At 59.1% G+C, this 25,891-nt stretch carries 19 protein-coding genes; 9 read left to right on the top strand and 10 right to left on the bottom strand.

Features of this window, described 5'->3' with window-relative positions:
* Positions 1–22: 22 nt before the first annotated feature.
* Positions 23–808: a 2-keto-4-pentenoate hydratase gene (locus BM400_RS13045; protein ID WP_175529019.1), complete on the bottom strand. Its 786-nt coding sequence runs from the start codon at positions 806–808 to the stop codon at positions 23–25.
* Between the two features lie 138 nt (positions 809–946).
* Here BM400_RS13045 and BM400_RS13050 point away from each other — a divergent pair, with 138 nt between their 5' ends.
* From BM400_RS13050 to tsaE, 6 genes are all read left to right on the top strand, one after another.
* On the top strand, positions 947–2,104 hold the full coding sequence (locus BM400_RS13050) for a cell division protein FtsQ/DivIB (protein WP_089839562.1): 1,158 nt from the start codon (positions 947–949) through the stop codon (positions 2,102–2,104).
* A gap of 36 nt (positions 2,105–2,140) precedes the next feature.
* Positions 2,141–3,349, top strand: a complete 1,209-nt coding sequence (gene ftsA / locus BM400_RS13055) for a cell division protein FtsA (protein ID WP_089839563.1) — start codon at positions 2,141–2,143, stop codon at positions 3,347–3,349.
* Between the two features lie 148 nt (positions 3,350–3,497).
* Positions 3,498–5,132 (top strand): cell division protein FtsZ, encoded by a 1,635-nt coding sequence (ftsZ, locus tag BM400_RS13060; RefSeq protein ID WP_089839564.1) that lies wholly within the window; start codon positions 3,498–3,500, stop codon positions 5,130–5,132.
* A gap of 146 nt (positions 5,133–5,278) precedes the next feature.
* Positions 5,279–6,544 (top strand): penicillin-binding transpeptidase domain-containing protein, encoded by a 1,266-nt coding sequence (locus BM400_RS13065; RefSeq protein WP_089839565.1) that lies wholly within the window; start codon positions 5,279–5,281, stop codon positions 6,542–6,544.
* Positions 6,545–6,907: 363 nt separating this feature from the next.
* A complete protein-coding gene (locus BM400_RS13070; RefSeq protein WP_089839566.1) occupies positions 6,908–8,539 on the top strand; it encodes an NAD(P)H-hydrate dehydratase in 1,632 nt (543 codons plus the stop codon).
* A 3-nt stretch (positions 8,540–8,542) separates the two neighbouring features.
* Positions 8,543–8,998, top strand: a complete 456-nt coding sequence (gene tsaE, locus BM400_RS13075; protein ID WP_089839567.1) for a tRNA (adenosine(37)-N6)-threonylcarbamoyltransferase complex ATPase subunit type 1 TsaE — start codon at positions 8,543–8,545, stop codon at positions 8,996–8,998.
* A gap of 438 nt (positions 8,999–9,436) precedes the next feature.
* On the opposite strand, the gene BM400_RS13080 is transcribed toward tsaE, so the two are convergent.
* Positions 9,437–10,159, bottom strand: a complete 723-nt coding sequence (locus BM400_RS13080; protein ID WP_089839568.1) for a class I SAM-dependent methyltransferase — start codon at positions 10,157–10,159, stop codon at positions 9,437–9,439.
* 1 nt (position 10,160) lies between these two features.
* Positions 10,161–10,511 carry a metal-sulfur cluster assembly factor gene (locus BM400_RS13085; RefSeq protein WP_089839569.1) on the bottom strand — a complete coding sequence of 117 codons (351 nt, stop codon included), beginning with the start codon at positions 10,509–10,511 and terminating at the stop codon, positions 10,161–10,163.
* Between the two features lie 352 nt (positions 10,512–10,863).
* On the opposite strand from BM400_RS13085, the gene BM400_RS13090 reads away from it, so the two are divergent.
* Positions 10,864–11,460, top strand: coding sequence for a DUF6088 family protein (locus BM400_RS13090; protein ID WP_089841906.1), 597 nt, complete (start codon positions 10,864–10,866; stop codon positions 11,458–11,460).
* Entirely contained in the window at positions 11,453–12,475 is a 1,023-nt protein-coding gene (locus BM400_RS13095; protein WP_089839570.1) for a nucleotidyl transferase AbiEii/AbiGii toxin family protein, read from the top strand. The genes BM400_RS13090 and BM400_RS13095 overlap by 8 nt, the downstream gene beginning before the upstream one ends.
* A gap of 51 nt (positions 12,476–12,526) precedes the next feature.
* Here the strand turns inward: BM400_RS13095 and BM400_RS13100 are convergent, their stop codons facing one another.
* Complete coding sequence (locus BM400_RS13100; RefSeq protein ID WP_089839571.1) at positions 12,527–13,669, bottom strand: L-dopachrome tautomerase-related protein; 1,143 nt, start codon at positions 13,667–13,669, stop codon at positions 12,527–12,529.
* 111 nt (positions 13,670–13,780) lie between these two features.
* Positions 13,781–14,620: an oxidoreductase gene (locus tag BM400_RS13105; RefSeq protein ID WP_089839572.1), complete on the bottom strand. Its 840-nt coding sequence runs from the start codon at positions 14,618–14,620 to the stop codon at positions 13,781–13,783.
* A gap of 83 nt (positions 14,621–14,703) precedes the next feature.
* Here BM400_RS13105 and BM400_RS13110 point away from each other — a divergent pair, with 83 nt between their 5' ends.
* Positions 14,704–15,261 (top strand): TetR/AcrR family transcriptional regulator, encoded by a 558-nt coding sequence (locus tag BM400_RS13110; protein ID WP_141223917.1) that lies wholly within the window; start codon positions 14,704–14,706, stop codon positions 15,259–15,261.
* Positions 15,262–15,442: 181 nt separating this feature from the next.
* Here the strand turns inward: BM400_RS13110 and BM400_RS13115 are convergent, their stop codons facing one another.
* The 5 genes from BM400_RS13115 to BM400_RS13135 form a co-directional block, all read right to left on the bottom strand.
* On the bottom strand, positions 15,443–16,180 hold the full coding sequence (locus BM400_RS13115; RefSeq protein ID WP_141223918.1) for a hypothetical protein: 738 nt from the start codon (positions 16,178–16,180) through the stop codon (positions 15,443–15,445).
* 225 nt (positions 16,181–16,405) lie between these two features.
* The gene (locus BM400_RS13120; protein ID WP_245781861.1) at positions 16,406–18,166 is read right to left on the bottom strand and encodes an efflux transporter outer membrane subunit; all 1,761 of its coding nucleotides are present in this window, start codon (positions 18,164–18,166) and stop codon (positions 16,406–16,408) included.
* A gap of 10 nt (positions 18,167–18,176) precedes the next feature.
* The gene (locus tag BM400_RS13125) at positions 18,177–21,284 is read right to left on the bottom strand and encodes an efflux RND transporter permease subunit (protein WP_089839576.1); all 3,108 of its coding nucleotides are present in this window, start codon (positions 21,282–21,284) and stop codon (positions 18,177–18,179) included.
* Entirely contained in the window at positions 21,281–24,604 is a 3,324-nt protein-coding gene (locus tag BM400_RS13130; protein ID WP_089839577.1) for an efflux RND transporter permease subunit, read from the bottom strand. Before BM400_RS13130 ends, BM400_RS13125 begins: the two co-directional genes overlap by 4 nt.
* Complete coding sequence (locus BM400_RS13135) at positions 24,601–25,869, bottom strand: efflux RND transporter periplasmic adaptor subunit (RefSeq protein WP_089839578.1); 1,269 nt, start codon at positions 25,867–25,869, stop codon at positions 24,601–24,603. The genes BM400_RS13130 and BM400_RS13135 overlap by 4 nt, the downstream gene beginning before the upstream one ends.
* Positions 25,870–25,891: the final 22 nt, after the last annotated feature.

Consider the following 25,891-nt stretch of genomic DNA (forward strand, 5'->3'; position numbering starts at 1 on the left):
CGAACCATTCTGACCCACCCCACTAAAACTCACTCGGAGCAAACCGCAGCGTAACCCGCCCCGCGTTCTGGAAGCTGACATCCACCGTCGAACCAGCCTCGGCCTGCGTATTCCCCGTCCACGATCCGGTCGTGATCCACTGTCCTGCCTTCAGTCCACCGGTGCGGGCCGTACCGTGATTTGCCAGCCAGGGAATCAGCTTCAGCAGATCGCCCGAAGTATTCGATCCCGTGCGCTCCACCCGAATTGTGCCGTCGACCGCCAGCGCGACCTTCTCGGCATTCCAGTCGATCGTCTGCCATCCTTCGATGGCCGGCCCATAAATCAGGCCGCCGTGCATCTGCAGGTCCGCCCATCCCGAGAACTTGTCCGCCGCCGTAGGATCGATCAAACCCGCCTCCAGCACCTCGATCACCGGGTGGCAACTGCCAACTGCGGCCAGAGCCTCTTCGCGGCTGTACGGCGTGGCGCGTGCTGGCAGGTCGTGCGCAAGCTGGAACGCAATCTCGGCCTCAAGCCCGCGATAGCGCCACTGCGCCCCCGAAAGCAGCGATCCCCCCGGCGCAATCCAGCCCAGCGGCATCGGCGCAAACATCGGCGTCGCCTCCGCGTTGGGAGCGCCAATCTTGTACCCGCCCACCGGACCAAAAGCCTGGGCCATCGCGTCCTGAACCCAATACGACTCTTCGATCGTCGTCGGACGAATCTCCACCGGCAGGTCGGCGATAGGGGTCGAGGTGCGGCGTGCATCCAGCAGTAGATTCACGGCTTGGAGAAGTTGAGACTCACGGACGGCGCTGATAGACATAGGGGGCAAACTCCTTCGGCATTCAGTGTCGCCCATGCGACCCGGTTCTGTCTCGCAGGTTCCTGTATGGATACCCCCTGCGCCGAGCGGTCCGAATCCTACATTCCAAACGCTATAGTGGGGTACGGGTATACGGAAATGGCAATGCAGGAGATGGATGAGCAGGGCTTTGGCTCGGATACGCCCTCGGGCGCACGCCGCGTCAGCGGTGTATCGTCGAGCCGCCGCGTCGACCGCCAGACCGGTCGTGCCGGCTTTGGCGCCCAGTTTCGCCTGCGCTTCAGCCGCTCCGTCATGCCACGCACCCAAAAGGGACGCATCGCCGGAGCCGTAGCTCTCTTCGCTTCCCTCGGCCTCCTCGCCGGTGCCGGATACGAAGGCCAGCACTTCCTCCTGCACGATGAGCGCTTCGTCGTCCCCGGTTCCTCCGCCATTCAGATTGAGGGCAACAGCCACCTCACCCGCGCCCAGCTTCTATCGGTCTTCGGAGAAGATGTCGACCGCAACATCTTCACCGTCTCGCTGGCCCAGCGTCGCACCGAACTCGAGCGCCTCCCATGGGTCGAGCACGCCACCGTTATGCGCCTTCTGCCCGATCGTCTGCGCGTCTCCATCGTCGAGCGCACTCCCGTAGCCTTCGTCCGGCAGGGAAGCAAGATTGGTCTCGTCGACCGCACCGGCGTCCTGCTCGATATGGACGATGACTCCGAGACCGCCAGCAAGGGAGCGCCGGTCCAATACTCGTTCCCCGTCGTCACGGGCGTCTCCGAGGACGATCCCGCCTCCGTTCGCTCCGCGCGGATGAAAATCTACCTCAAATTCGCCAGCGACCTCGACAGCTCAAAGGAGAACATCTCCTCGAAGCTCTCCGAGGTCGACCTCTCGAACCCCGAGGACGTCAAAGCCCTCATCCCCGACCATGGCACGGAGATCCTCGTCCACTTCGGCGACTCCGACTACCTGGACCGTTACCGCAAGTTCGAAGCCCAGCTTCCGCAGTGGCACACGCAGTACCCGAAACTCGCCTCAGCGGACATGCGCTACGACCGCCAAGTTGTCCTCGAGATGCAGGCTGGAGCCTCCGTCCCCACCAACAACACCCAGACGGCCGAAGCCTCCGATCCCACGCCTGCGCCCATCAAGCACGCGGCTCCCAGGCCCGCCGCGAAGAAGACAGCCGCCCCCGAAAGGGGAAGGCCGCACACAAAACTGGCCGCAATGGGACAGCCGCACTTCCCGGATGAATCCGCACCCACTGGCAAACACGTTATATCCTCAAAGCCAGCAAGGCAGTAAGGTAACGAAGGTAACGATTTGTCTCCCCGGGACTCCATGAATCCAAAGCCTGAAAGCCTCATCACGGTGCTCGACGCGGGGAGCGCCAAGACGTGCGTACTCGTCGCGGAGGTCACCGACGGCGTCCTCCGCTATCGCGGACACGGCATCGAGCTCTCCAAAGGCATGCGCAAAGGCCTCATCGCGGAACTCGGCCCTGCCGCCGAGGCCATCAACCGCGCCGCCCTCACCGCCGAGCGCGTCGCCAAGGCTGGTATTGAATCCTGTGTCGTCGGCATCGGTGGCGTGCACGTCCGCGGCATCAACTCCCGTGGCGGCATCAGCATGGGCAGCCGTATGCGCGAGATCACCCGCGAAGAGGTCCGCGCCGCCGTCGATCGCGCCCGCTCCATCGCCCTCCCGCCCGACCGCGAAGTCCTCCATCTGCTCCCGCAGGAGTTCATCCTCGACGACCAGGCCGGCATCCACGATCCCGTCGGCATGGTCGGCAACAAGCTTGAGGTCAACCTGCACCTCTCCACCTGCTCCGGCGGCGTCGCCCAGTCCGTCATCACCTGCGCCAACCGCGCCGGCCTCGAGGTAACCGACACCATCTACGAGGGCATCGCCGCCGCCGAGTCCATCCTCTCGGCCGACGAGCGCGAACTGGGTGTCTGCGTGGCCGACATCGGCGCCAGCACCACCGAACTCGCCGTCTTCTTCGAGGGCTCCATCGCCCACACCGCCGTCCTCCCCATCGGCGGAGACCACTTCACCAACGACTTGGCGGTAGGTCTTCATGTAACCGTCGAAGAGGCCGAGGAATTGAAACGCGTCTACGGCAACTGCGTCGTCACCTCCGTCCCCCAGCTCAACGAGATTGAGATCGGCCGTGCCCAGCCCCGCATGGTCCGCCAGCGCTTCCTCGCCGAAATCCTCGAGCCCCGCGCCCGCGAGCTCTTCACCATGCTCCGCGACAACCTCCGCCAGGGCGGCGTCCTCGAGGCCCTCGGTGCCGGATGCGTCATGACCGGCGGCGGGGCCCGCCTCGTAGGCCTCCAGGACAACGCCGAATCCCTCCTCCGCGTCCCCGTCCGCATTGGCTCACCCGTCCACATGTCCCGCATGCCCGAGGAGCTCAACGGCCCCGAGTTCGCCGTAGCCGTCGGCATGCTCCTCTACACCCACCGCACCCAGATGCGCCGCGCCAACGAGACCCAGGGCCTCCGCGCGAAGCTCCGCGGCATCTTCGCCGGCAACGCGTAGCCTCTCCGGTCCGGTTTTCCTCCGAAATCCCCATCGGGAATCCAGATTGCCAATTCCCATTTGCGCTCCGGGGTTTGGTTTCCGCGCGGAAGATGACAAAATCAATACAAGAACACGCAACAGTCTTGTATTGAGGGGCTCTTTTTATATGTCGAATGCACCGGATGACCTCCGTATCCACTACCACGACGAGATCTCGCAAGGCGCGCGAATCAAGGTCATCGGCGTCGGCGGCGGTGGAAACAACGCCGTAAACCGCATGATCGCGGCCAAGGTCGAAGGCGTCGAGTTCATCGTCGCCAACACGGATGTCCAGGCCCTGCAGACCTCGAACGCCCCCGTCAAGCTCCAACTCGGTGTCAAGCTCACCAACGGCCTCGGCGCCGGCTCCAACCCCGACATCGGTCGCCGTGCCGCCCTCGAAGACTCCGACAAGATCATCGAAGCCCTCGAAGGCGCCGACATGGTCTTCGTCACCACCGGCCTCGGCGGCGGAACCGGCACCGGAGCCGCCCCCGTCATCGCCTCCCTCGCCTCGGAAATGGGAGCCCTCACCGTAGCCGTCGTCACCCAGCCCTTCGCCTTCGAAGGCAAGCGCCGCATGCTCCAGGCCGAGCGCGGCCTCAAGGAGCTCCTCGAGTCCGTAGACACCCTCATCGTCATTCCCAACGAAAAGCTCCTCGCCGTCGCGAAGGACGCAGGCTTTTTCGAGTCCTTCCGCATCGCCGACGACGTCCTCCGTCAGGGCGTCCAGGGCATCTCCGATATCATCACCATCCCAGGCGTCATCAACCGCGACTTCGCCGACGTCAAGACCACCATCGCCGGCATGGGGTACGCCGTCATGGGCACCGCCCAGCGCAACGGTGAAAACCGCGCCGTCGACGCCGCCATCGCCGCCATGGCCTCACCCCTCCTCGAAGCCGGTGCCATCGACGGGGCCAAGGGCATCCTCATCAACATCACCGGCTCCTCGAACCTCAAGCTCTCCGAGGTCAACGCCGCCTCCTCCATGATCCAGAACGCTGCCCACGAAGACGCCAACATCATCTTCGGTGCCGTGCTCGACGAAAGCATGGGCGACGAGGTCAAGATCACCGTCATCGCCACCGGCTTCAAGCAGGACCAGCAGCCGCAGCGCCGCGAGCGCATGCTCGCCGAGGCCACCCTCCCCACGCACGTCCCGATCCTCCCACGCACGCCGCCCTCCCGCCCCGTGCCTCCGCCGTTCGCCAGCCAGACCCCCCGCGAGGCCGAGGTCATCACCACGCCGGTCATCGAGGCCCGTCCGCTCCATCCGCGCCAGGAGCCCGACTCCCGGCAGGACCGTTACGAGGTCGCCCCCGTCGAGCAGTTGGAACAGCAGGCCGCTCATTGGGATGACGAGCACCAATACGCGCCCGACGATGACGACGAGGTGGCGCCCCCTTTTGTTGACGCCTTCCCGACGCAGCCGGTCGTCGTGATGCGCGAGCCCGAGCTCAAGCCGGTTCCAGCCTCCGTCTTCGACGACGACTTCTTCCGCTCCTCCACCTTTGGCCGTCCCGTCGAGAGCTTCCGGCCCGAGACCCACCGCGACCAGGCCCCTCGTTCGCCCGAGGACTACGACATCCCCAAGCCCCTGCGCATCCAATATGCAGAGGCCCGCGAGTCCGCACCCGGAGCCGTCGTTCCCGAACCCACCGTGCGCGTCCCGTCCTTCGCCGGCGCTCAGCCACCGGTCACCACCCAACCCGAGCCGGACGAGCTGGACATCCCCGCTTTCCTCCGTCGCGGCAACTAAACCGCCCTCGGTTCTGCTTTGCCGTTGTTCTTGTCTTCTAAAGCCAATCGCAATTCTTAGATCGCTCTAGGACAAACGAACGAAACTTTGGCACCGGAATTGTCTTCTAATCTGCAGTACAGGTCGGTTTGGCGGAGGTTTTTTTGATGGTGCGTCTCATGAAGTGGTCGTTGGGTTTGGTCCTGGGTCTTTTGCTCGCAGTATCGCAGCCGGCTCAGGCAGCTCGTCACCGCGCCGTCAAGGCCCACCCCGTCGCCAAATCCGCCACCCGAACCACCGTGGCCCGAACCTCCACCCGCTCCCGTCGCGTCACCATCACCACCCGCGCCCGCGCCGCCGCTCCCGTCCGTGCGCGCCGCGTCCGTTACTACGGTGAGCGCTTCACCGCCAGCTCCTTCGCCGAAGGCCTCACCCAGGGCGATATCACCGAAGGCGAAGACCCCACCGTCCGCGCGGCCGCCATCGAAGCGCTCGGCAACATGAACGGCACCGCCGTGGCCATCGATCCCTCCAGCGGCCGCATCCTTGCCATGGTCAACCAGAAGCTCGCTCTCTCCCCCGGCGCCGAGCCCTGCTCCACCATCAAGCTCTCCGTGGCCCTCGCCGCCCTCTCCGAGGGGATCGTCCGTCGCGACACCCCCGTCTCCCTTGGCGGTGGCTACCACCTCAACCTCACCGAGGCCCTCGCCCACTCCAACAACCTCTACTTCGAAACCCTCGGCCGTTCCCTCGGCTTCGAGCGCGTCAAGCACTACGCCAACCAGTTCGGCCTCGGCGAACTCGCCGGTTACAAGATCGAAGGCGAACAACTCGGCCGCTACCCCGATACCGAACTCCCCAAGGAGATGGGCGGCGTAGGCCGCATGTGTTCCTTCGGCGAAAGCGTCTCCATGACGCCCCTCCAGCTCGGAGCCCTCGTCTCGGCCATCGCCAACGGAGGCACCCTTTACTACCTCCAGCACCCCACCTCCAGGGACGAAGTCGTAAAGTTCGAGCCCAAGGTCAAGCGCATCCTCGACATCGCGCCCATCCTCCCCGAGATGCAGCCAGGCATGCAGGCCGTCGTCCAGTACGGCACCGCCCGCTCGCTCCGCGCCAACTTCCGTGCCTTCCCGGTCATGGGCAAAACCGGCACCTGCTCCAACAACGGTACTCGCTACGGCTGGTTCGGCTCCTACGCCGACACCCCTACCGGCCGCATTGTCACCGTCATCTTCCTCGAAGGCGGACGCCCCACCTTCGGCCCCAAGGCCGCCGAGCTCACCGGACAGTTCTACCGCGCCTTGTCGGAGCGCGAGTACTTCACCCCTCGCACCCCCGGAACCGTCAACCCGCTCACCAATCCTTCGCCAGCCGCCCCAGCCGCCGAACCTGCTCCCGCGGCAGTCTCTCAAGTCTCAGGCGTCCAGTGATAGAGTTTGTTTCGCCTCGACATCGAGGTACCCCAGGGCTTTAACCTCGGGCCTCACAAGACGCGAGTAAATCGGGCATCAGCCCTTGGGGTATACCCTCCTTCATCGACGAGGAATTCAAACGGAATGCGTCATGCACGCGAATCCGTTCCCGTTGCCTGGAATGATCCGTCTTTGAGCCCTTTGGTCCCTATAACCTTTGTTTTGAACGTGCCGCCCCGGCTACCCACCCCGCCGAAAATTCCTCGCCGCCACCGCCACCACCACAAACAAAATCCCAAACATCAAAATAGCCTTCATCCCGTTTTCCTCATCCCCGTCCCATCCTTCGATCATCATAGGGGTGAGAGGTATCCTTCCCCCATGAACCTGGTGCTCACCGCCGCCGAGATGGCCGCGACCGACAAACGAACCGAGTCCGACTATGGCATACCGTTGCCGTCCCTCATGGAGAACGCCGGAGCCGCTGTAGCGCGCTTCTGCCTCCTCCACTATCCCGCTGCCACACACGTCACCGTGCTGTGCGGGAAGGGCAACAACGGCGGGGATGGCCTCGTCGCAGCCCGGCACCTGGCGCTAGCCGGCCGCATAGTCTCCGTCCTTCTCCTCGCAGCGGAAGAGAGCCTCAACGGCCCAGCGACTGAGGTTCTCAGGCAGCTCCGCGAGTGTAACTCCTCCCACGCGGTCCGCATTGCCTTCACCCCGGAAGAAGAGTCTCTTCTCGAAGAGGCACCCGCGCTCGAAGGTGCCGATCTCATCCTCGACGCCATCGTCGGCACCGGCTTCAAAGCCCCCCTCCGCGGTATCGCCACCATCCTGCGCGACCGCCTCCAGGACATGACAACCCCCATCGTAGCCGTCGATCTGCCCTCTGGCTGGGACGCCGATTCCACCGAACAGACCTTCGAGGGTGCCTTCCGCGCCGACGCCGTCGTCACCTTCACCGCACCCAAGTTGGCTCACGTCTTCGGCCACCTGGCCTCCACGCAAACCTCCTCCTTCGGCCCTGTCGTCGTAACCGAAATCGGCTCCCCCGAAGAAGCCGTCCAGTCCGCCGCCAACCTCACCTGGGCCGGAGCCGCGAAATCCATCGCAGAAGCCCCCCGCGACGTGAACGCCAACAAAGGCAAGTACGGCCACATCCTCCTCGTGGGGGGCAGCTACGGCACCTTCGGTGCCCCGTCCATGAGCTCCCTCGCCGCCCTCCGCACCGGGGCCGGACTCGTCACCGCCGCCGTCCCCAAGACCATCATGAATCAGGTAGGCCTCATTACGCCGGAGCTGATGGTCCGTGCCCTCGAGGAAGAATCCGGCGCAGCCTCCCTCGGAAACCTCGAACCCAAGCTCCTCGAAGCGCTCATGAAGGGGATCTCCGTCCTTGCGATCGGCCCTGGCCTCTCCACCCAGGGCGAAGCCTCCCAGTTCGCCCGCGACCTGATTGCCGGCACCACGGTCCCCACCGTCATCGACGCCGACGCCCTTAACGCCTTCGCCGGCAAGACCGACCTCATCAAGCAGGCCGCCGCCGGAGGCAAACGCATCCTCGTTCTCACCCCGCACCCCGGCGAGATGGCCCGTTTGGCCGGCCTCACCGTCAAGCAGGTCGAGGCCGACCGCATCAGCCTTGCCCGCCGCTTCGCCACCGAACACCACATCACCCTCGTCCTCAAGGGCTGGCGTACCCTCATCGCTCACCCCGACGGGCGCATCGCCGTCAACACCACCGGAAACCCCTCCATGGCCAAGGGCGGCAGCGGAGACATCCTCACCGGCATCGTAGCCGCCATGCTCGCCCAGTACCCGAACCATGTCGCCGAAGCCGTCGAGGCTGCCGTCTTGCTCCACGGTCTCGCCGGAGACTTCGCCGCCCGCGATATGGACGAGCACACCGTCCTGGCCACCGACACCGTCGCCCACCTCACCACCGCCTTCCGCTACCGCGTGAAGGACAAACAAGCCTTCACCTGGCTGGCAGGCCTTCAACAGGAAAGATAAAAAATGAAAGAGTGGACGCGCGAAAAGCGCCTCAAAACCCGTAGCGTCAACGGCACCCTCGGACTCGGCGAAATGGTCTCCGAGATTCTACGCAGTGCCGGCAAGCTCATCATCCTGCGCGGCGATCTCGGAGCAGGGAAGACCACCCTCGTCAAAGGCATCGCCGCCGCTCTAGGAGCCGCGACCGAGGAGGACGTCGTCAGCCCGACCTTCACCCTCGTCCATACCTTTCCCGGCCGGAAGGTTACCCTCTACCACCTCGACGTCTACCGACTGGAAACCGAGCGCGAACTGGCCACTCTCGGCATCGAGGAGATGGTTGAAGACCCCAACGCACTCGTGATCGTTGAGTGGGGCGAAAAGTTCCCCAGCCTGATGGAGGCCGCCGACGCCGAGGTCATCCTGACCCAGGGAGAGCTCGAAAACGAGCGCCTCCTCCACATCCGCTGGCGCGCCTGAACCTGTTTCTTTTTCCGTTGGGATGAGGTTGGCGCATATGCGGCAAGTAAAAAAAGGGCGCAACAGCCCCTTGCCGTGGCTGTTGCCGTCGCCGTAGCTTTGTTGTTGCCGTTGGGATGAGAGTGGGGCTTCAGCCCCACGTCAACGGCAGGGGCAAGGAAGGGGCTTCGCCCCGGGCCGTTGATTTTGTCGTTGCCTCTGCCTGTGCGGTAATCGAAGCAAAGACATACCACTTTCTTCAAAACGAATTCTCCGCACATTTGGCCACAAAATCCATACATTTGCCCACGTTTTACCGTCCAAAAAACCTCTGGTGAAACATGGGGATTTTCGCATCGTCGAGCCGTAACTCCTTGAGAACGCCACGATACAGACAAGCAAAAGAATGCACCAAAACTGGCGTACTTTATACCACTTTCAAACCCGGAGGTCTGACCACTAAGCCGCCTGGGTCCGCCCCACATACCGGTAGATGGCACATTCTTCATCCCCCGTCGATCCGTACTGCGCCTGCTGCGCAATCGCCGCCAAATCAGCAACATGGTCCTCCGGCGTCATCGCGACCGGCCCGAAAAAAAGCCGTTCAAACGCTGGATGCCCATCCAGCAGGGCCCTGCATTCGCAGTTGACATACAACAGATCCACCGTCCCGCGCCGCCGCGCGAACTGCGTCTCGATCCGCCGCATCAACTTCGCAAGTACCTTCGATTCAAAGGGATGGAAGAGAAACAGCAGACAGGGGCCATCCGGAAAATAAAACTCCGTCGCGTCCTGCTCGATCAGAGTCATGGGAGCCAGAAACTCCTGCGTTGCCACCCAATGCGAGATATTCTTCTGCGCCAGCGCCGCCAGCTCCGGATTCAGCTCAATCCCCAGCACCTCTTTGAAAGGATATTCGCTCGCGATCAAGAGCCCTCGCCCCTTGCCTGCGCCGATGTCGATAAACGTAACCTTTTCAATTGAATGCGACGGCCCCGAATCCAGCCAGCGCGCAATGAGCGAACGCAGAATCGAAGGCGCAACCCCGTAGTAGGCCGTGACCTCGTCATCGTGCGGATGCCCCGTCTTCAGGTTTTCCGCCGGGATGAGGCCACTCGTCTCAACGCCATGCGCCTCGTCGAAAGGATGGACCGCCTCTGGAATCGACCTCTTCCGCGCCACGTCAGTCCAACCCGAGCCGCGTCCGGCCCTCCGGACTGATCCGCTGGGGCGTCCATGCCGGTTGCCAGACCAATTCCACTTCCGTCTTGCTAATCGTAGGAAAAGCAAACAAACGATTCTCAATCTGGGCAACGATCTGCGTGTGCGCGGGACAGCCCTTTGAGGTAAGGGTGAGCTGAATATCGACCCTCTGGCGCGGGGGAACCCCCGGAATGCCGGCTCCAGGTGCGTTTGGATCGTCCGTAACGGCCACTTGGTATACCAAACCAAGGTCTACAATGTTGCACGGAACTTCAGGGTCATAACAGTCGCGGAGCGCATCGCGAATTGCGGCTTCGTTCAGAGTACTCATAAGTAATTTTATCTTGGAAGGGCAAAAGGCAGCGGGATAAATCTACTTGAAAGATTCCTCGTAAACCGCTGATTTTAGTTTGGTTGCGGGGGTAGGATTTGAACCTACGACCTTTGGGTTATGAGTGACCCTTAACTTACGTATGTTGTTGATTTTACGGTACGAATGGCGACTCAAAGGTACGGCAAAGTACGCATCGGACAGCTTATTGGGAGTCAGTCGGGAGTTCGTTTCGACCTTTGGGTTCCGGGCCAACAGGTCGTGAAGACGCCCCGGAGCACCGCACCATGACGGGCGAACGACTGTGCAAAGTGTCAGAAACTAGAGTATGATCCTGACAGAAGGTGACGTTATGGAACGCCTTACAGAAGCCATTCTTGAGAGGACAAGCGCACTCCCCGAGGGAGCGCCGGTGAGCGCCAAAATGCTGCTGCATCTCGGCACACGCCCCGCTGTGGACCAGTCGCTCTCGCGCCTTGCGAGGCGCGGGAAGCTCCTGAGAGCCGGCCGGGGCATGTACATCTCTCCAGTGACGAGCCGGTTCGGAACTCATGCGCCTTCCGCCCATCGGTTGATCGCGGAGCTGTCCGCTCAACGCGGCGAAGACATTGTGCCGTCGGGCGCTGCGTCCGCGAACGCGCTTGGACTCACCACCCAGGTTCCCACTCAGATGATCTATTGGACATCGGGCCGGAGCCGCAAGCTGAATCTCGGAAAGCTGGCGATCGAACTCGTGCATGTCCCGTCCTGGCAACTCGCCTTCGCCAAGGAACGCGCCGGAGAGATCGTCCGCGCGCTGGCGTGGGCAGGCCCGGAGAGAGTCCATGCGGTTCTGAAGGAGATCGAGGGGAAGGTTCCCCGGACTGAGATTCGGAAGGTCGCGCAGCAGGTCTCCCGTTTTCCGAGCTGGATGGCGAGCGCCCTCAGCCGGAGCGCCGTCGATGCCTGATAGCTATTTCCAACTGAGCAGGCAGAACCAGGCCAGCGCCCTTGCTGCGGGTTCGGATTTCTCCGGTCGTGCGCCTCACTTGTTGGAGAAGGACATCTGGGTCGTCTGGGCGCTTGCGACTCTCTTTCGATCCGACTTGGGAGCGCACCTCGTCTTCAAAGGCGGCACGGCTCTGTCGAAGGCACACAAGGTCATCACCCGCTTTTCGGAAGACGTTGACCTCACCTACGACATCCGCGCTCTCGCCCCTGAGCTGGTTCGCGGTTCCGCGGGCGGCATCGACGCGATTCCGCCGAGCCGCAGCCAGGAGAAGAAATGGTCCGACGAGATCCGTCGCGAACTCCTTCCCGCATGGATTCGGAACCAGGCTCACCCCATCATTCAGGCCGGCTTGGAACGTTTGGAGAATGTATCCAGCCGCATCACTGAGGATTGCATCTTCATCGACTACCAGCCGGTGGCACCGGCGTCAGGCTACGCACTCCCGACTGTGAAACTGGAGTTTGGCGCGCGGTGCAGCGGAGAGCCAAGTACGATCATTCCCGTTCGCTGCGATATGGAGGGGCTGGTATCCGGGGTCGAGTTTCCAAACGCCGACCCTCGCGTCATGAATCTGACCCGCATCTTCTGGGAGAAGGCGACTGCCGCCCATGTGTATTGCGTCCAGGGCGAAAAGGGTCTTAGCAATCGGTTTTCGCGGCACTTCCACGATCTGGTTCGTATCGAAGAGACCGGACATCTTGCCGAAGCTCTCGCGACCCAAGATGTCGCCGAAGCCGTTGCCATTCACAAAAACGCTTTCTTCGTTGAGAAGGACGCCAACGGGAACCGGATCGACTATCTGGAGGCCGTCCACGCAGGCCTGATACTGGTGCCCAGCGGAAGCGGATACGATGCCCTTCGCACGGACTATCTGCACATGCTCGAAGACGGGCTATTGGCCGGCAATGCGGAGACGTTTGACGATCTGATGACACGGTGTTCGGGAATCCAAGCGCAGCTCAAGCACCGCTGACGGTTACTTCAGTCGGCGTTTTCGTATTGGTAGAGATTTCCGGGGGGTAGGTCAAGTTCCCGACTTCTTCAAGCGATAGATAGAGTAGGGTCGGTGTTCAGCAAGCTTTGATTCAGTCGGGGGTCTTACGAGCTCATCTAGGTAAGACGGGATTGAGCTATCGGTGAAGTAGACATCCCCGTTGGCACCAACGACGATTCCGTCTGGCCAAACGATGTCCTTTGAGCCTCCGAGCTTCGATAACTCATGAGTGGCCGGATTGAACGCCATGATCGATCCGTGTTCCACGTCGGTCATGAGGACGCGCCCGTCGTGGTCGATCGTAATGCCATCACTCATTGGCTTTTGCCCAACATCTTCAATGTTCTGATTGAAAGATGCGGTTGTCGTTGCCGGGTTCAACACGACGGACATCGGCACGCGACAAAGCCGGGAGTTGGTCATCGAAGCAATGTAGAGCCACTTCTGATCGTCGCTGATCTCAATGCCGTCGATCCCGACGGCGAAGCTAAGAAGTCCCCCAAGCAATCGGTCGGGGCCATAGGGCGTTTGAATGATCCAGTCCTCGGGCCTCATGCACGGATGATCCGATTGGATCGAAGTAAACGTATGGTTCAAGACGGAGTAGACGACGAGACTTGAAGGGGTGAAACTGAAGAGCCCAGGATTGGGCAGAACCACGTATTTGCCATCGGACGTGACTCGGATGTCTTCCGCAAACTTCGCTTGTCCTTCAGGAAACTCAAAGAACTCCAATCGCTTCTTGGTGTCCAAAGCGAACGCCGAGACGAGCGTGTGTTTGAAGTCAAGACTCGCCGGTTCGATAAACCAGATTCGATTTTGCTTATCGATCGTCATTCCAAACGTGCCTTGAAAGTCCTTCTGTGCCTCGAGCGAGGGGAAAGGCTCCGCTTTGCCGTTGGACCACTTAAAGACGGTTGCCGGCGAAAAACGATCTGCTTTTGCGTTCGGATGGTAGTTGAAATAGACATCGCCATTCGCCGCAACGGCGAGGTTTCCGGGCGGATAGTCCAGTTGAATCAGCTTTTCCAGGACAAACGACTCTGTTGGTAGATTGGCTCCAAGATCTGGGTAATTTTTCCCGCTTCCATACTTGAACTTAATAACGACCAGAAACACAAGTAAGGCCGAGATTACGAATGCCACGCTCTTTAGAACGACCGATCTTTTCATGACGATCCTCTCTGCTACGCAGACTTTTCTTCAAAATAGAGCTGACCCACAAGGTCATCAGAGCTGTCCGAAAAAGGGCACCCGTGTCACCTCATGGTGTGGATCGCAAATTTACGCTTTGGATTTCGCCATTTGGCGTCCAATCATCCGGAACAAAGCGTCGAAGCCGCGGTCGGAAAGAACGCGGCGCATGAACAACATTGTCCGTGCCAACCCGCCGGTCACATAGCGGGTCTTGGGTTTGCTCGCCTGAACCGCTTGAACGATGGTGTTGGCGACAACACTGGGCTGAGCAGGAACTGACCCTTTATGGCCTTCCTCCATCATGTTCGCGTGCGCGGTGGCGCCCTTGGCATAGGGGCCGTCACTGGAATACTTCAGGAGGCTCTCGTGTGCTATCTGGGACCATTCGCTATGGGTCGCTCCGGGCTGAATAACGACGACATCGATACCGAACGGATAGAGTTCCATCCGCAGAGAGTCGCTCAGCCCTTCCAACGCAAATTTGGTAGCGTGGTACCAGGTGCCAAAGGGTTCGCCGAACTTCCCGCCGATGGAAGATACATTGATGATCCGCCCGGAACGTTGCGCCCGCATCGCTGGCAGTACAAGTTGGGTGAGGCGGGCGAGGCCGAATAGATTGACATCAAATTGCCTTCGGGCCTCCTCCAGCGGCACATCTTCAAGCGCCCCATAGGAACCGTAGCCCGCGTTGTTAATCAACACATCAATGCATCCCGCTTCTTGCATGACAGTGTCTACAGCAGCGGCCATTGAGGCATCATCGGTAAGATCCAAAGCCAATACATGCGCACCCGCATCGGCCAAGGATTTCATCCGGTCAAGTCGGCGCGCCCCCGCATACACCGTGTATCCCGCCGTCATAAGGCGCTTGACGGCTTCCTCGCCGATGCCCGATGACGCGCCCGTGATGAGAATGATTTTAGCCAAATCCTGCCTCCTGATGACTCTTGACGGAAAGAGTCTACGTGTCTACTATTGACAATGAGACGTATATTGTCAATAGTAAAGATATGGATCTTGCAAAGAGAGACAAAATCCTCGCGGCCGCTCTCGATGTTTTTGTTCGTTACGGATACAAGCGAGTAACGATGAACGACATCGCCGAAGCTGCCGGTATCTCAAGGCCCGCGCTCTATCTGGTCTTCGAGAGTAAGGAAGACATATTTAAGGGCGTGTACGAGCATTGGGTCAAGGGGACCCTGAATGAGATTGAAGCTAGGATCGGTCAACTCAAGACACCCGAGGAAAAGCTTCGGGCCGCTTTTGAGTTATGGACGGTTCTACCATTTGAACGGATGCGAACCTCCAGTGAAGTGGCAGAACTCCTGGAATGCACCTTTGGATTCGCTCAAGATTCTGTCGATCAGGGCTATCGATCGTTTGAGAAGATTATCGTCCCCGTCCTCAAATCACACTCCAAATTCCAGAGCTCCAAACCAAAAGTCTCCGCTGAAAAGACGGCGCACGTTCTTTCAGGTGCTGTTCGTGGCTTCAAAATCATCGCGAAGGATGTTTCCGAAATCCGTTCGCTGATCAAGGATCTTCTCATTCTCTTGTTGGATGAGTAGGCCTTTCTATTGCACACATTTTAAAGTTGACCAACACCCCGCTTGTTTCGGCTCACTTCGATGGAGTGCGTTGCAGGGTCAGTTCCTCCCTAGCTCCGCCGTCGGCACGCTCGACCGTGAAACCCGCTTTATATCGATAGTCTCGATTCCATAGCAATCGAGGCTATCGATGTGATGCCGACTACGGGTGGTTCGGCTTTTCCGGCACCCACCAAGCGGGCAGAATTTGCGGTAGGTGGAGCTTGTGAATGATCGGAGCTAGTTGAGGCGCAAACTCTGCGAATATGTTTGAGATGCCGAGCCCCATGAACGCTGTAAGAGTCCGTTGTTCTGCGTGCGTAACGTCATTGAATCCATTTGGGAGATAGCTCATCCCTACGAAGCCTCCGGCAGCCGCACCGGCGAAGTTGGAGAACGCGAGAGTGCGATGACCCGAGTCGGTCTTATCGACGAAGGTGTACGAGATGGCATGGAAGACCCTGACACCTACATTGGAGCCGGGGGCGGCTGGCTGATACCGCGGATCATCGTGCAAAACGGCCTCTGCGAGGAATTCTGCGGTTCTCGTGGATGTCTGGGTGGCGAGCGCGCTTCCGTAGAGCCTTCCAAAGGCACCCGCGCCGTCCGTCCACTCATGAGGATAGTGGTTTGGTGGATTTATCATCCTGAGTCCGGCACCGAGGGCTGGAAACACCAGCGCGGGCGGTCCAAACGCCTGGTGCGTATAGATTGTGAGCTTATCGTCGAATGACAACCGCTTATTGGTCATCAGCGGAGGCACCGGACCCAATGGCCCCATAAGAGAACCGGATGGCGGAGCATGGGATTCCTGTTCTTGAGGTGGTGTGGCCTGAGCCACAAGATGGGCCTCAAGAAAGGAAGGTGCATTCGGCAGATCGTCCAGCTTGACGGACTTCACGGGCTCGGCGTCCTGCGTCAATGATGATGATGAGCTGACCTGGGCAGAGGGTGGAGTTGGGCCATCCTGAGAGTGGGCCTCCAACGAAACGAAAGACAAGGCAAATGCTGCAAATGGGACTGCGAATAGGGTAATTTTCATGCTTCACTCCTCGGTTAAAAAACAGTTATGCTGTGTCCGCTGCAATACACAGGGACTCTCGATTTGGTCGCTGATACTTGGCTGCTACTGCTTGGCTGCTACGGCCTTTTCTGTTGGAAGCTGTGTGGTATCCCAACCGCCGCCAAGAGCCTCGATCAACTGAACACTGCTTGTCATCTGTTGAACATGGAGGCTCACTGCGGTTTGCTGATCGCTGAGCAAGGACGCCTCTGCGACAAAGACATTGAGGTACGTATCGACGCCGGTCTTATAGCGAATGCTGGCCAGATCGTAATACCGTCGGGCGGCTGCGACCGACTCTTGCTGCTCGCCTCTCTGTTGCTCCAGCCAGCGATCGGAGGCGAGGTAGTCTTCAACCTGCTGGAAGGCCGTCAAGACAGTCTGACGATAGGAAGCCTCATCTGCCTTGTACTGCGCCTTGTATTGGTTCAAAGTGCCACGACGTAGGCCGCCGTCGAAGAGTGTCTCCGACGCGGAAGGGCCGACTGAGAAAAAGCGGCTTGGCCACGTGAACAAGCTGCCGATCTTGTTGCTCTGTAGGCCTAGATCGCCACCGATGTTGAAACTGGGATAGTACGCGGCCGTTTCGACACCGATCAGGGCGTTTGCCTCGGCCATCTTCCGTTCCGCCGAGGCGATGTCTGGGCGCCGTTGCAGAATCTGAGAGGGCACCCCGATGGGAATGGCAGGCACTTTGGTGTCGAGCGCACGCTTCGGCATGGAAAAGGAGGACGCTGGCTCGCCAATGAGCAGCGCGATGGCATGTTCATATTGAGCACGCGCGATGCGAAGATTTGTGGTGGCGGCAATGGCATTGGTGAGGTTCAGTTTCGCCTGTGCGACCGACTGCTCGTCATCGACGCCAGTGCTGCTGCGTATCTTTGTGAGGTCGAGGTTCTTCTGATAGGCCACGACACTTTGCTGGTAGAGATTAATCAGTGCATCCTGGCCCCGAAGCTCGAAGTAGTATTGGGCCAGGTTGGCTTGCTCACTCAGGCGTTCGTTCGCAAGGTCTGCCGCGCTGGCCTGTGCAGCATTCGCATACTCGCGGACGCTGTTGCGGATCTTCCCCCAGACATCAGGCTCCCAGGAGACATCAAAGGGCAGACTGAAGCTATTGCTGTTCTGATTGATGGTGCCGGAGGATACGCTGGACTGGCCGGATGCGTTTCCAGAAGTGCGTGCTCTTGTATAGGAGGGCTCGACCGTGACGGTGGGGTAATAGGCAGCGCGCGCCTGCTTCACCTGAGCTCGCGCTGCCATGAAGTTCTGAAAGGACTGCGCAATGTTCTGGTTGGCGACGTTCAGCTTCTCTTCGAGGGCATTCAGCTCAGGCTCCTGATAGAGCTCCCACCACTTGCCCCTCAGGACAGCATCTTGCGGCGTCGCAGGTGTCCAGACGGTTCCATCGGCGGATCGTTGCGGCTGGGTCTCCTTGAAAGCGGGCGGAGCCGGCATCGACGGTGCGACATAGCGAGGGCCAACCTGACATCCCTGAATCGAGATGAAACCTGCAATCAGGACGACCACGACTGCGAAGCGAAATGACATCTGTACAACGGTTCCGCAGCCATACAAACGCAGACGTAGCGTTCGGAGGAGTGTTTCGAATAGGCGTGCAACATGCATCATCCTTGAGCGCCGGCCTAGAGCATGCGAACCCGCCTCCAAGGTCTGTATGCCCGATCGGATGACTGCTTCGAATGTGTTTTGTCCGGCGGCCAGTGAAACGCAATAACCATTGGCAAAGACAAGCGCGATTCTGAGAGCTTCTTTGGCTCTGTGCGTCGTGCGCGGCTTGGTGAAGTTATCTTGACTCGTCATGGGTATGTTCCTAGGCGGCAGGGATGTGGTTCACTTCAGCAAAAGAGTTTCCGCGATGACGGCTCAATCGTTGGCTGAGGTGATCGAAAAACAGGTAGATCACGGGTGTTGTGTAAAGAGTGAGCACCTGGCTGAAGATGAGGCCTCCGCAGATGGCGATGCCAAGTGGACGCCGCAGCTCTGAGCCAGTCCCCGTTCCAAGGGCCAGGGGGAGGGCTCCAAAGAGCGCAGCGAATGTCGTCATCAGGATCGGACGAAAGCGGAGCATCGCAGCCTCAAAGATGGAGTCCTCGGTGCTCTTGCCGTGCTCTCGTTCCGCCAGCAGAGCGAAGTCGATCATGAGGATCGCGTTCTTCTTCACGATGCCAATGAGCAGGAAGATTCCAATCACGGAGATGACATCGAGTTCGCTGTGAAAAATCAGGAGCGCCAGTATGGCTCCCACCCCCGCTGAAGGAAGCGTCGTAAGGATCGTGATTGGATGGATGAAACTCTCATAGAGGACTCCCAGGACGATGTAGATCGACAGCAGGGCAGCGGCTATGAGCATCGGCTCAGAGGAAAGAGCAGAAAGAAAGGCTGCGGCCGTTCCGGCAAACTCGCCACGTACCGTTGGTGGCGTGCCGATGCGTTGCTGCATCTGGTTGATTGCCGTAGTTGCTTGTCCCAGAGAGACACCCGGTGCAAGGTTGAAGGCGATCGTCACCGAGGGAAAGAAGGATGAGTGGTTGACACTGAGTGGCGCGGTTGCTGCTTGCGTCGAGCTAAACGCTTGCAGCGGGACGGACTTGTTTCCGGAGGCGTGGACGTAGGTGGCTTTGAGCGTACTGGGGTCGCGATAAAACTGAGGTGCCGCTTCCATGACCACGTAGTATTGGTTCAGCGAGCTGTAGATGGTGGAAACCTGTGCTTCGCCGAACTGGTCATTCAGTGCGTTGTCGATCAACTGCGGTGTGATTCCGAACCGCGCGGCGGTTCGACGGTCGTAGTTCAACAACATCTGCAGGCCGCCGTTTTGCTGATCGGTGGTTACATCCCGAAGCTGCGGCATATTGCGCATCTCCTGGTAGAGCAGCGGTCCCCAAGTGCCCAGATCGGTGACAGTATCTCCGGAGAGTTGATACTGATACTGTGCGTTGCTTTGGCGTCCTCCGACACCGAGCTCCTGCGACGCTTGCAGGAAGGTGGAGGCACCGGGCAGTTTGGCGAGCTTGGTACTGAGTCGATTCACTACCTCAGCTGCGCTTGCGTCGCGGTCAGCCAACGGCTTGAGCGAGAGAAAGATGAAGCCACTGTTGCTTGCACCCTGGTTTCCGCCGGTGAAGCCAGCGACCGTTTGGACAGCAGGGTCCTGACCAATCACACGCTGTACATCCAGCAGCGAATCTCTCATGGCAGGAAAGGAAGAGTCCTGCGAGCCTTGCAGGCCGCCAAAGATGAGCCCGGTGTCTTGCGTGGGGAAGAGGCCCTTGGGCACCAGCACGACCAGCAGGACACTGAGAGCCAGTGTGCCTGGGATGCTGAGGATGACCAAAACAGGGTGTTTGAGAGCCCATGTCAGTGACTTCCGGTATGCATTATGAATCAGAGAGAAAGCGCGCTCGCTGAGGCGATACATATGCCCATGGTGTTCGCTTGCCGTGGGCTTCAGGAGATAGACGCACATCATTGGGGTCAGGGTGAGCGAGACGAACATTGAGACAGCAATGGAGAGGCAGATCGTCACTGAAAATTCGTGGAAGATGCGACCTATCAGCCCCCCCATAAATAGCAGGGGAACAAAGACGGCGATGAGTGAGAGGCTCATGGAAAGCACGGTAAAGCTGACCTCTTTCGCGCCCTTCAAGGAAGCATCCCAAGCTGTCATTCCTTCTTCGATATAGCGAGTGATGTTCTCCATGACCACGATGGCATCGTCCACGACAAAGCCCGTGGAAACGGTCAGCGCCATCAGCGAGAGGTTATCGACGGTGTAGCCGAGCAGGTACATCAAAGCGAAGGTGCCGATCAGCGAAGTGGAAACCGCCACGGCTGGAATCAAGGTCGCCTGCGGACTGCGAAGGAAGACGAAGACCACGGCCACCACAAGAAGGATAGAAATCATCATTGTGCGCTCTACATCGCTGACAGACGCACGAATCGTCGTGGTGGAATCGCTGGCGACCTGAAGTTTGTCACCGGCAGAGATGGAAGCGTTGATTGACGGTAGGGTCTTCTTGATGCGGTCCACCATATCGATCACGTTCGCATTCGGAAGCCGAAATACCAACAGCACAACGCACTGCTTTCCATTGGCATATCCGGCAGACCGGGTCGTTTGTACGGAATCGAACACATGCGCCACATCGCTGAGATGGACCACCTTGCCGTCGCTTGCCTTCAGGACGATGGGCGCGTAGTCCTTTGCCTTGGAGATCTGATCGTTGGCTGTTATGTCGGCGGTAGTGAAGTCGTTGCTAATCTGTCCCTTGGGGCGGTTGGAGTTTTGCGTTGACAGTATCTGTGCCACATCTTGTGCGCCTAGCCCATAGCTGGCGAGTTGTTGCGGATTGATGTCTACCCGCACAGCCGGCAGGGCACCACCGACCACTTGTACCTGCCCAACGCCTTCCAACTGAGAGATCTTCTGCTGGACCACCGATTCGGCTATGTCCGTCAACTCACCCTCCGAATGGACATCGGAGGTCATGGTGAGCACCAGCACGGGGAACACAGCTGAGTTGACCTTTCGGTACGTCGGGTTCGTTGGAAGATTGGCAGGCAGATACGTGCGCGCGGCATTGATGGCGGCCTGTACATCGCGCGCCGCACCGTCCACATCGCGGGAGTAGTCAAATTGGAGCGTAATGGAGGTCGTACCCAGCGTGCTTGAAGAGGTCATCTGGGTGATGCCTGCAATACGGCCAAACTGACGCTCCAGTGGCGTCGCCACGGAGGACGCCATCACCTCGGGGCTTGCTCCCGGTAACTGGCTCGCGACTGTGATTGTAGCCAGGTCGAACTGAGGCAGAGAAGCTACCGGGAGAGCGCTGAAAGCCATGCCGCCGGCAATCAGAATCGCAACGGCCATGAGCGTCGTAGCTACAGGTCTCTCGATGAAGAACGCCGTGATGTTCATAGCTGCTCCGCCGTGGCTGGCTTGCTCAGCATGACTCTGGGTTGGCGGGCGAAACGCTGGGCGAGCCGGTCGAAGAATACATAGATGACGGGTGTCGTGTAGAGCGTTAGAACCTGACTCACGAGGAGGCCACCCACCATCGCGATACCAAGAGGCCGACGAAGCTCAGAACCGATTCCTGTTCCGAAGGCCAGCGGAAGGCCGGCGAAGAGCGCGCACAGCGTCGTCATCATGATGGGCCGAAAGCGCAACAGCGACGCCTGGAAGATTGCCTCTTCAGCGTTCATGCCGTGATTGCGTTCTGCGTCGAGTGCGAAATCCACGATCATGATGCCGTTCTTCTTGACGATGCCAATCAGAAGGATGATGCCGATGATAGCGATGACATCGAGGTCCTGATGAAAGAGTCGCAATGCGAGCAGCGCGCCCACGCCCGCCGAAGGCAACGTGGAGAGAATGGTGATGGGGTGGATGAAGCTCTCATACAAGATGCCGAGCACGATGTATACCGCCATGAGAGCGGCAAGGATGAGAAAGACCTCGTTGCGCCCAATGGTTGTGTACGCGGCGGCTGTACCTTGAAAGCTGCCGTCGATACTGGTGGGCATACTGAGCCCCTCTTTGGTTTTGCTAACCGCAGCAACGGCTTGGCTCAACGAGTATCCGGGTGCGACGTTGAACGAGATCGTGACCACGGGGAACTGACCTTGGTGGCTGATCGTCAGTGGCGATGCGCCCGTAGTGAAGCTGCTGATGGCGGAGAGTGGAACCGGGGTGGCTTGCGTGGGCGACGCAGTGGAGGAACTGGAAGACCCGCTGCTTCCGCTTTGCGTACTGGAGGAACTCTGGGTAGAAGATGCCAGCACCGAGTTGGGAGTGGAAGCAGACAGACCAGTGCTAGTAGACGCGCTGAGTGTACTGACTGTTCCGCTGGATGCGGCCGATGTGCGACCCGAGGTACTCTGCGATGACGAGCCGGAGCTCGAAGTGTTGCTTCCCTGAAAATAGATGCCGCTAAGGCTGTTTGGACTTGTCTGGAAGGTGGGTAACGCCTCAAGGATGACGTGGTACTGATTTGACTGTGTGTAAAGAGTGCTGATCTGCCGCTGCCCAAACGCATCATAGAGTGTCGAGTCGATCTGATCCGGCGTGATATTCAGGCGCGAAGCTGTAGCCCTGTCTATGACAAGATTCATGCTGACGCCGTTGTTCTGTTGGTCGGTGACAACATCCCTGACCTGAGGTAGCCTGCTAATTTCAGCTACCATCTTCGCCGTCCACACGTTCAGCTCTGAGCTGTCGGGGTCTTCGAGGGTGTACTGATACTGGGTGCGGCTGACGCGATCATCCACCGTCAGGTCCTGCACCGGCTGGAGATAGAGGTGTATGCCGGGAACTTGATCGACATGCTTCTGAAGGCGTGCGATCACTTCCGAAGCCGTGATGTGGCGTTCCGCAAGGGGCTTGAGATTGATCTGAATGCGCCCACTGTTCAGAGTGCTATTCGTGCCATCGGCACCTATGAACGAGGACAGACTGGCGACGGCGGGGTCCTTGAGAATGACATCGCTGAGCTGCTGCTGCTTGTGCGACATCGCTGGAAAGGAGATCGATTCAGGAGCCTGCGTAATGCCCTGGATAATCCCCGTATCCTGCGTTGGGAAGAAGCCCTTAGGGATTTCAATGTATTGAAAGACCGTGAGCAGCAAAAGAGAGGCGGCAACAAGCAACGTGGCGGTCTCGTATTGGAGAACCCACTTGAGGCTTCTTCCATAGGCGGCAATAATGCGCTTGAAGAGATCCTCTGTCCAGCGATAGAAGCGGTTTTGCTCGGAGTCGGGAGTATGGCGCAGCAGCCGTGAACTCATCATCGGGGTAAGCGTGAGCGATACGACTGCGGAGATCAGGATGGTGATGCTGAGGGTGACCGCGAACTCGCGGAACAGACGGCCCACGATGTCGCCCATAAACAGAAGCGGAATGAGCACCGCAATCAAAGATACGGTGAGCGAGATGATCGTGAATCCGATCTGTTCGGCCCCCTTGAGGGCGGCTTCCAGCGGATTCATCCCTTCTTCTAAATAGCGTGAGATGTTCTCAATCATCACGATTGCATCATCGACGACAAAGCCAGTCGAGATCGTGAATGCCATGAGGGTTAGATTGTTGAGGCTGTATCCCAGCAAGTGCATGACGCTGAAGCTACCGATGAGCGATAGTGGCACCGCTACCGTGGGAATGATAGTCGCGGTGAAGCTTCTCAGAAAGACGAAGATCACGAGGATGACGAGGCCAATGGTGAGAGCCAACTCGAACTCAACGTCCTTCACGGATGCGCGGATCGTGTTACTGCGATCAGTCAGGACTTCGAGCTTCACCGAAGCAGGCAAGCCGCTCTTCAGCTTGGGAAGAAGTTTCTCGATTGAGTCGACGACCTCAATCGTATTGGCCCCTGGCTGGCGCTGGATATTTACGATGACTGCTGGCGTTCGGTTCTTCCAGGCAGCGAGCTTATTGTTCTCGATGCCATCCGTGATCCTGGCGACATCGCTCAGCATCACAGGATTGCCATTCTTGTAAGCGACCAATACATCTCGATACCCGGCACTCGAAAGGAGTTGGTCGTTGGCATTGATCTGGAAGTTCTGGGCAGGCCCGTCAAAGCTACCCTTGGCCGAGTTGACCGTCGTGTTTGTCAGCGCAGTACGCAGGTCCTCCATATCGATTCCATAGGACGAAAGAGCAACAGGGTTCGCTTGAATGCGAACTGCTGGTTTCTGCCCTCCGCTGATGGTTACGAGACCCACACCGTTCAACTGCGAGATCTTCGGCGCGAGTCGCGAGTCAACCAGATCTTCCACCTGCGAGAGAGGAATGCTGTCGGAGGTCAGTGCCAGCGTCAAGATAGGAGCATCCGCCGGATTGGACTTGCTATACACCGGGGGCACGGGCAGGTCGGTCGGCAGGTATCCATTCGCCGCGTTAATCGCAGCCTGTACCTCTTGTTCGGCCACGTCGATATTGAGGTTCAGCGAGAACTGTAGAACAATGACCGAGCTGCCATCCGAGCTCGTCGAAGTCATCTGCGTCAGGCCCGCAACCTGCCCGAACTGACGTTCCAGCGGCGCGGTCACTGCTGAACTCATCACCTGTGGGCTGGCACCGGGATAGAACGTCAGCACCTGAATGGTTGGGTAGTCCGCTTCCGGAAGCGCAGAGATGGGAAGCTCGGTGTACGCAATAAGGCCGAGGATCAGAATTGCCGCCATGAGGAGTATGGTGGCGATCGGCTTGAGTATGAAGATACGGGATGGGCTCAAAGAAGGCTCTCAGCCTGGTTCTTGTTTGCCTGCCGAATGGAGGATTGCGCGCCAGTGTTATGATTCGACTGAATCGTGATCTTTGAGCCTTCCTGCAACTTGTCAAAGCCAGTAAGGGATACGACCTCGCCTGGATTCAAGCCGACCACCGCTGCCTGATCGGCCTCGGACGTCAACTCCGTAATGGTCCGCATCTTGACAGTGTCCCCAGAGACGACGTAGACGAACGCCTTCGTTCCATTGCGCTGCACCGCTGCAGACGGAATCAGAGTGGCGTTCTGTAGCGTCCTCACGAGCAGGCGGGCATTGACGAACTGATTGGGATACAGCTTGAGGTCGCTATTTTCGAATTGACCTCGGAACCTCACTGTTCCTGTAGATGAGTCGATCTCGTTGTCGAGAGTTAGCAGCTTGCCGGTCGCAATCTTCGTCTGTCGCGTCCGATCAAAGGCATCAACCGGCAGGGACGAACGGTGAAGGATTTCACTCCGGACTTGATCGAGGTTATCCTCGGCCACATTGAAGACGATTGTGATCGGCTGCAATTGGGTGATGACAACAATGGAGTTGGAGCTGCCGGAGAAGACGGTGTTGCCTGGGTCGATGAGCCGAAGGCCAACACGACCGCTGATGGGTGAGGTCAGATGGCAGTAACTGAGCTGAGATTCTGCGTATTCCACTTGACCGATATCGTTCTGCACCGTCCCTTTGTACTGTTCAACAGCCTGCTCTTGATCCTCATAGGTTTGCCGGATGATGGCCTGTTGGCTGGAGGCATCCTTATAGCGCGCAAGATCCATTACAGCTTGTGCCAGTACCCCACGGTCATGCTGGAGCGTTCCCTGGGTTTGCTTCAACTGGGCTTCGTAGGGGCGTGGATCGATGTCGATCAGGGCGTCGCCACGATGCACCATCTGACCTTCTACATAATGAACGGCCACAACGCGACCGTTGACCTGGCTGTAAAGGTTCACTGTCGCCTGCGGTGTGACAGTACCTAGCGCTTCGACGTAGTAGCCAATCGACCCAAGGTGGGCTGTGGCTACCTTGATCGTGGTAATTTGCGGGGGTTCCACTTGAGCGGCCTTATCTGCCTGACTTTTGCGACTTCCATTGACGACAGCTAAAGCAATAGCCGCGACAACCAGAATGGCGATGATCCATCGCCATCGGCGCGATTTTGGGCGCGGGCTGTTCTCGGCGATTTCGCTTGGCATGGTAGCTGTTGGTGGCGTGGCATTCGGCATACGTTGCGGATCATCCATTTGAGAGGGTCTCCCGGCGCGA

This window comes from Granulicella pectinivorans (assembly GCF_900114625.1).
In the GTDB taxonomy this organism is placed as follows: Bacteria; Acidobacteriota; Terriglobia; order Terriglobales; family Acidobacteriaceae; genus Edaphobacter; species Edaphobacter pectinivorans.

What these genes read in the sequence shown, in the direction of transcription:
- BM400_RS13045 (WP_175529019.1), bottom strand. Translation starts at nt 808, where the DNA reads ATGTCTATCAGCGCCGTCCGTGAGTCTCAACTTCTCCAAGCCGTGAAT.
- BM400_RS13050 (WP_089839562.1), top strand. Translation starts at nt 947, where the DNA reads ATGGCAATGCAGGAGATGGATGAGCAGGGCTTTGGCTCGGATACGCCC.
- ftsA (WP_089839563.1), top strand. Translation starts at nt 2,141, where the DNA reads ATGAATCCAAAGCCTGAAAGCCTCATCACGGTGCTCGACGCGGGGAGC.
- ftsZ (WP_089839564.1), top strand. Translation starts at nt 3,498, where the DNA reads ATGTCGAATGCACCGGATGACCTCCGTATCCACTACCACGACGAGATC.
- BM400_RS13065 (WP_089839565.1), top strand. Translation starts at nt 5,279, where the DNA reads ATGGTGCGTCTCATGAAGTGGTCGTTGGGTTTGGTCCTGGGTCTTTTG.
- BM400_RS13070 (WP_089839566.1), top strand. Translation starts at nt 6,908, where the DNA reads ATGAACCTGGTGCTCACCGCCGCCGAGATGGCCGCGACCGACAAACGA.
- tsaE (WP_089839567.1), top strand. Translation starts at nt 8,543, where the DNA reads ATGAAAGAGTGGACGCGCGAAAAGCGCCTCAAAACCCGTAGCGTCAAC.
- BM400_RS13085 (WP_089839569.1), bottom strand. Translation starts at nt 10,511, where the DNA reads ATGAGTACTCTGAACGAAGCCGCAATTCGCGATGCGCTCCGCGACTGT.
- BM400_RS13090 (WP_089841906.1), top strand. Translation starts at nt 10,864, where the DNA reads ATGGAACGCCTTACAGAAGCCATTCTTGAGAGGACAAGCGCACTCCCC.
- BM400_RS13095 (WP_089839570.1), top strand. Translation starts at nt 11,453, where the DNA reads ATGCCTGATAGCTATTTCCAACTGAGCAGGCAGAACCAGGCCAGCGCC.
- BM400_RS13100 (WP_089839571.1), bottom strand. Translation starts at nt 13,669, where the DNA reads ATGAAAAGATCGGTCGTTCTAAAGAGCGTGGCATTCGTAATCTCGGCC.
- BM400_RS13110 (WP_141223917.1), top strand. Translation starts at nt 14,704, where the DNA reads ATGGATCTTGCAAAGAGAGACAAAATCCTCGCGGCCGCTCTCGATGTT.
- BM400_RS13120 (WP_245781861.1), bottom strand. Translation starts at nt 18,166, where the DNA reads ATGACGAGTCAAGATAACTTCACCAAGCCGCGCACGACGCACAGAGCC.
- BM400_RS13125 (WP_089839576.1), bottom strand. Translation starts at nt 21,284, where the DNA reads ATGAACATCACGGCGTTCTTCATCGAGAGACCTGTAGCTACGACGCTC.
- BM400_RS13135 (WP_089839578.1), bottom strand. Translation starts at nt 25,869, where the DNA reads ATGGATGATCCGCAACGTATGCCGAATGCCACGCCACCAACAGCTACC.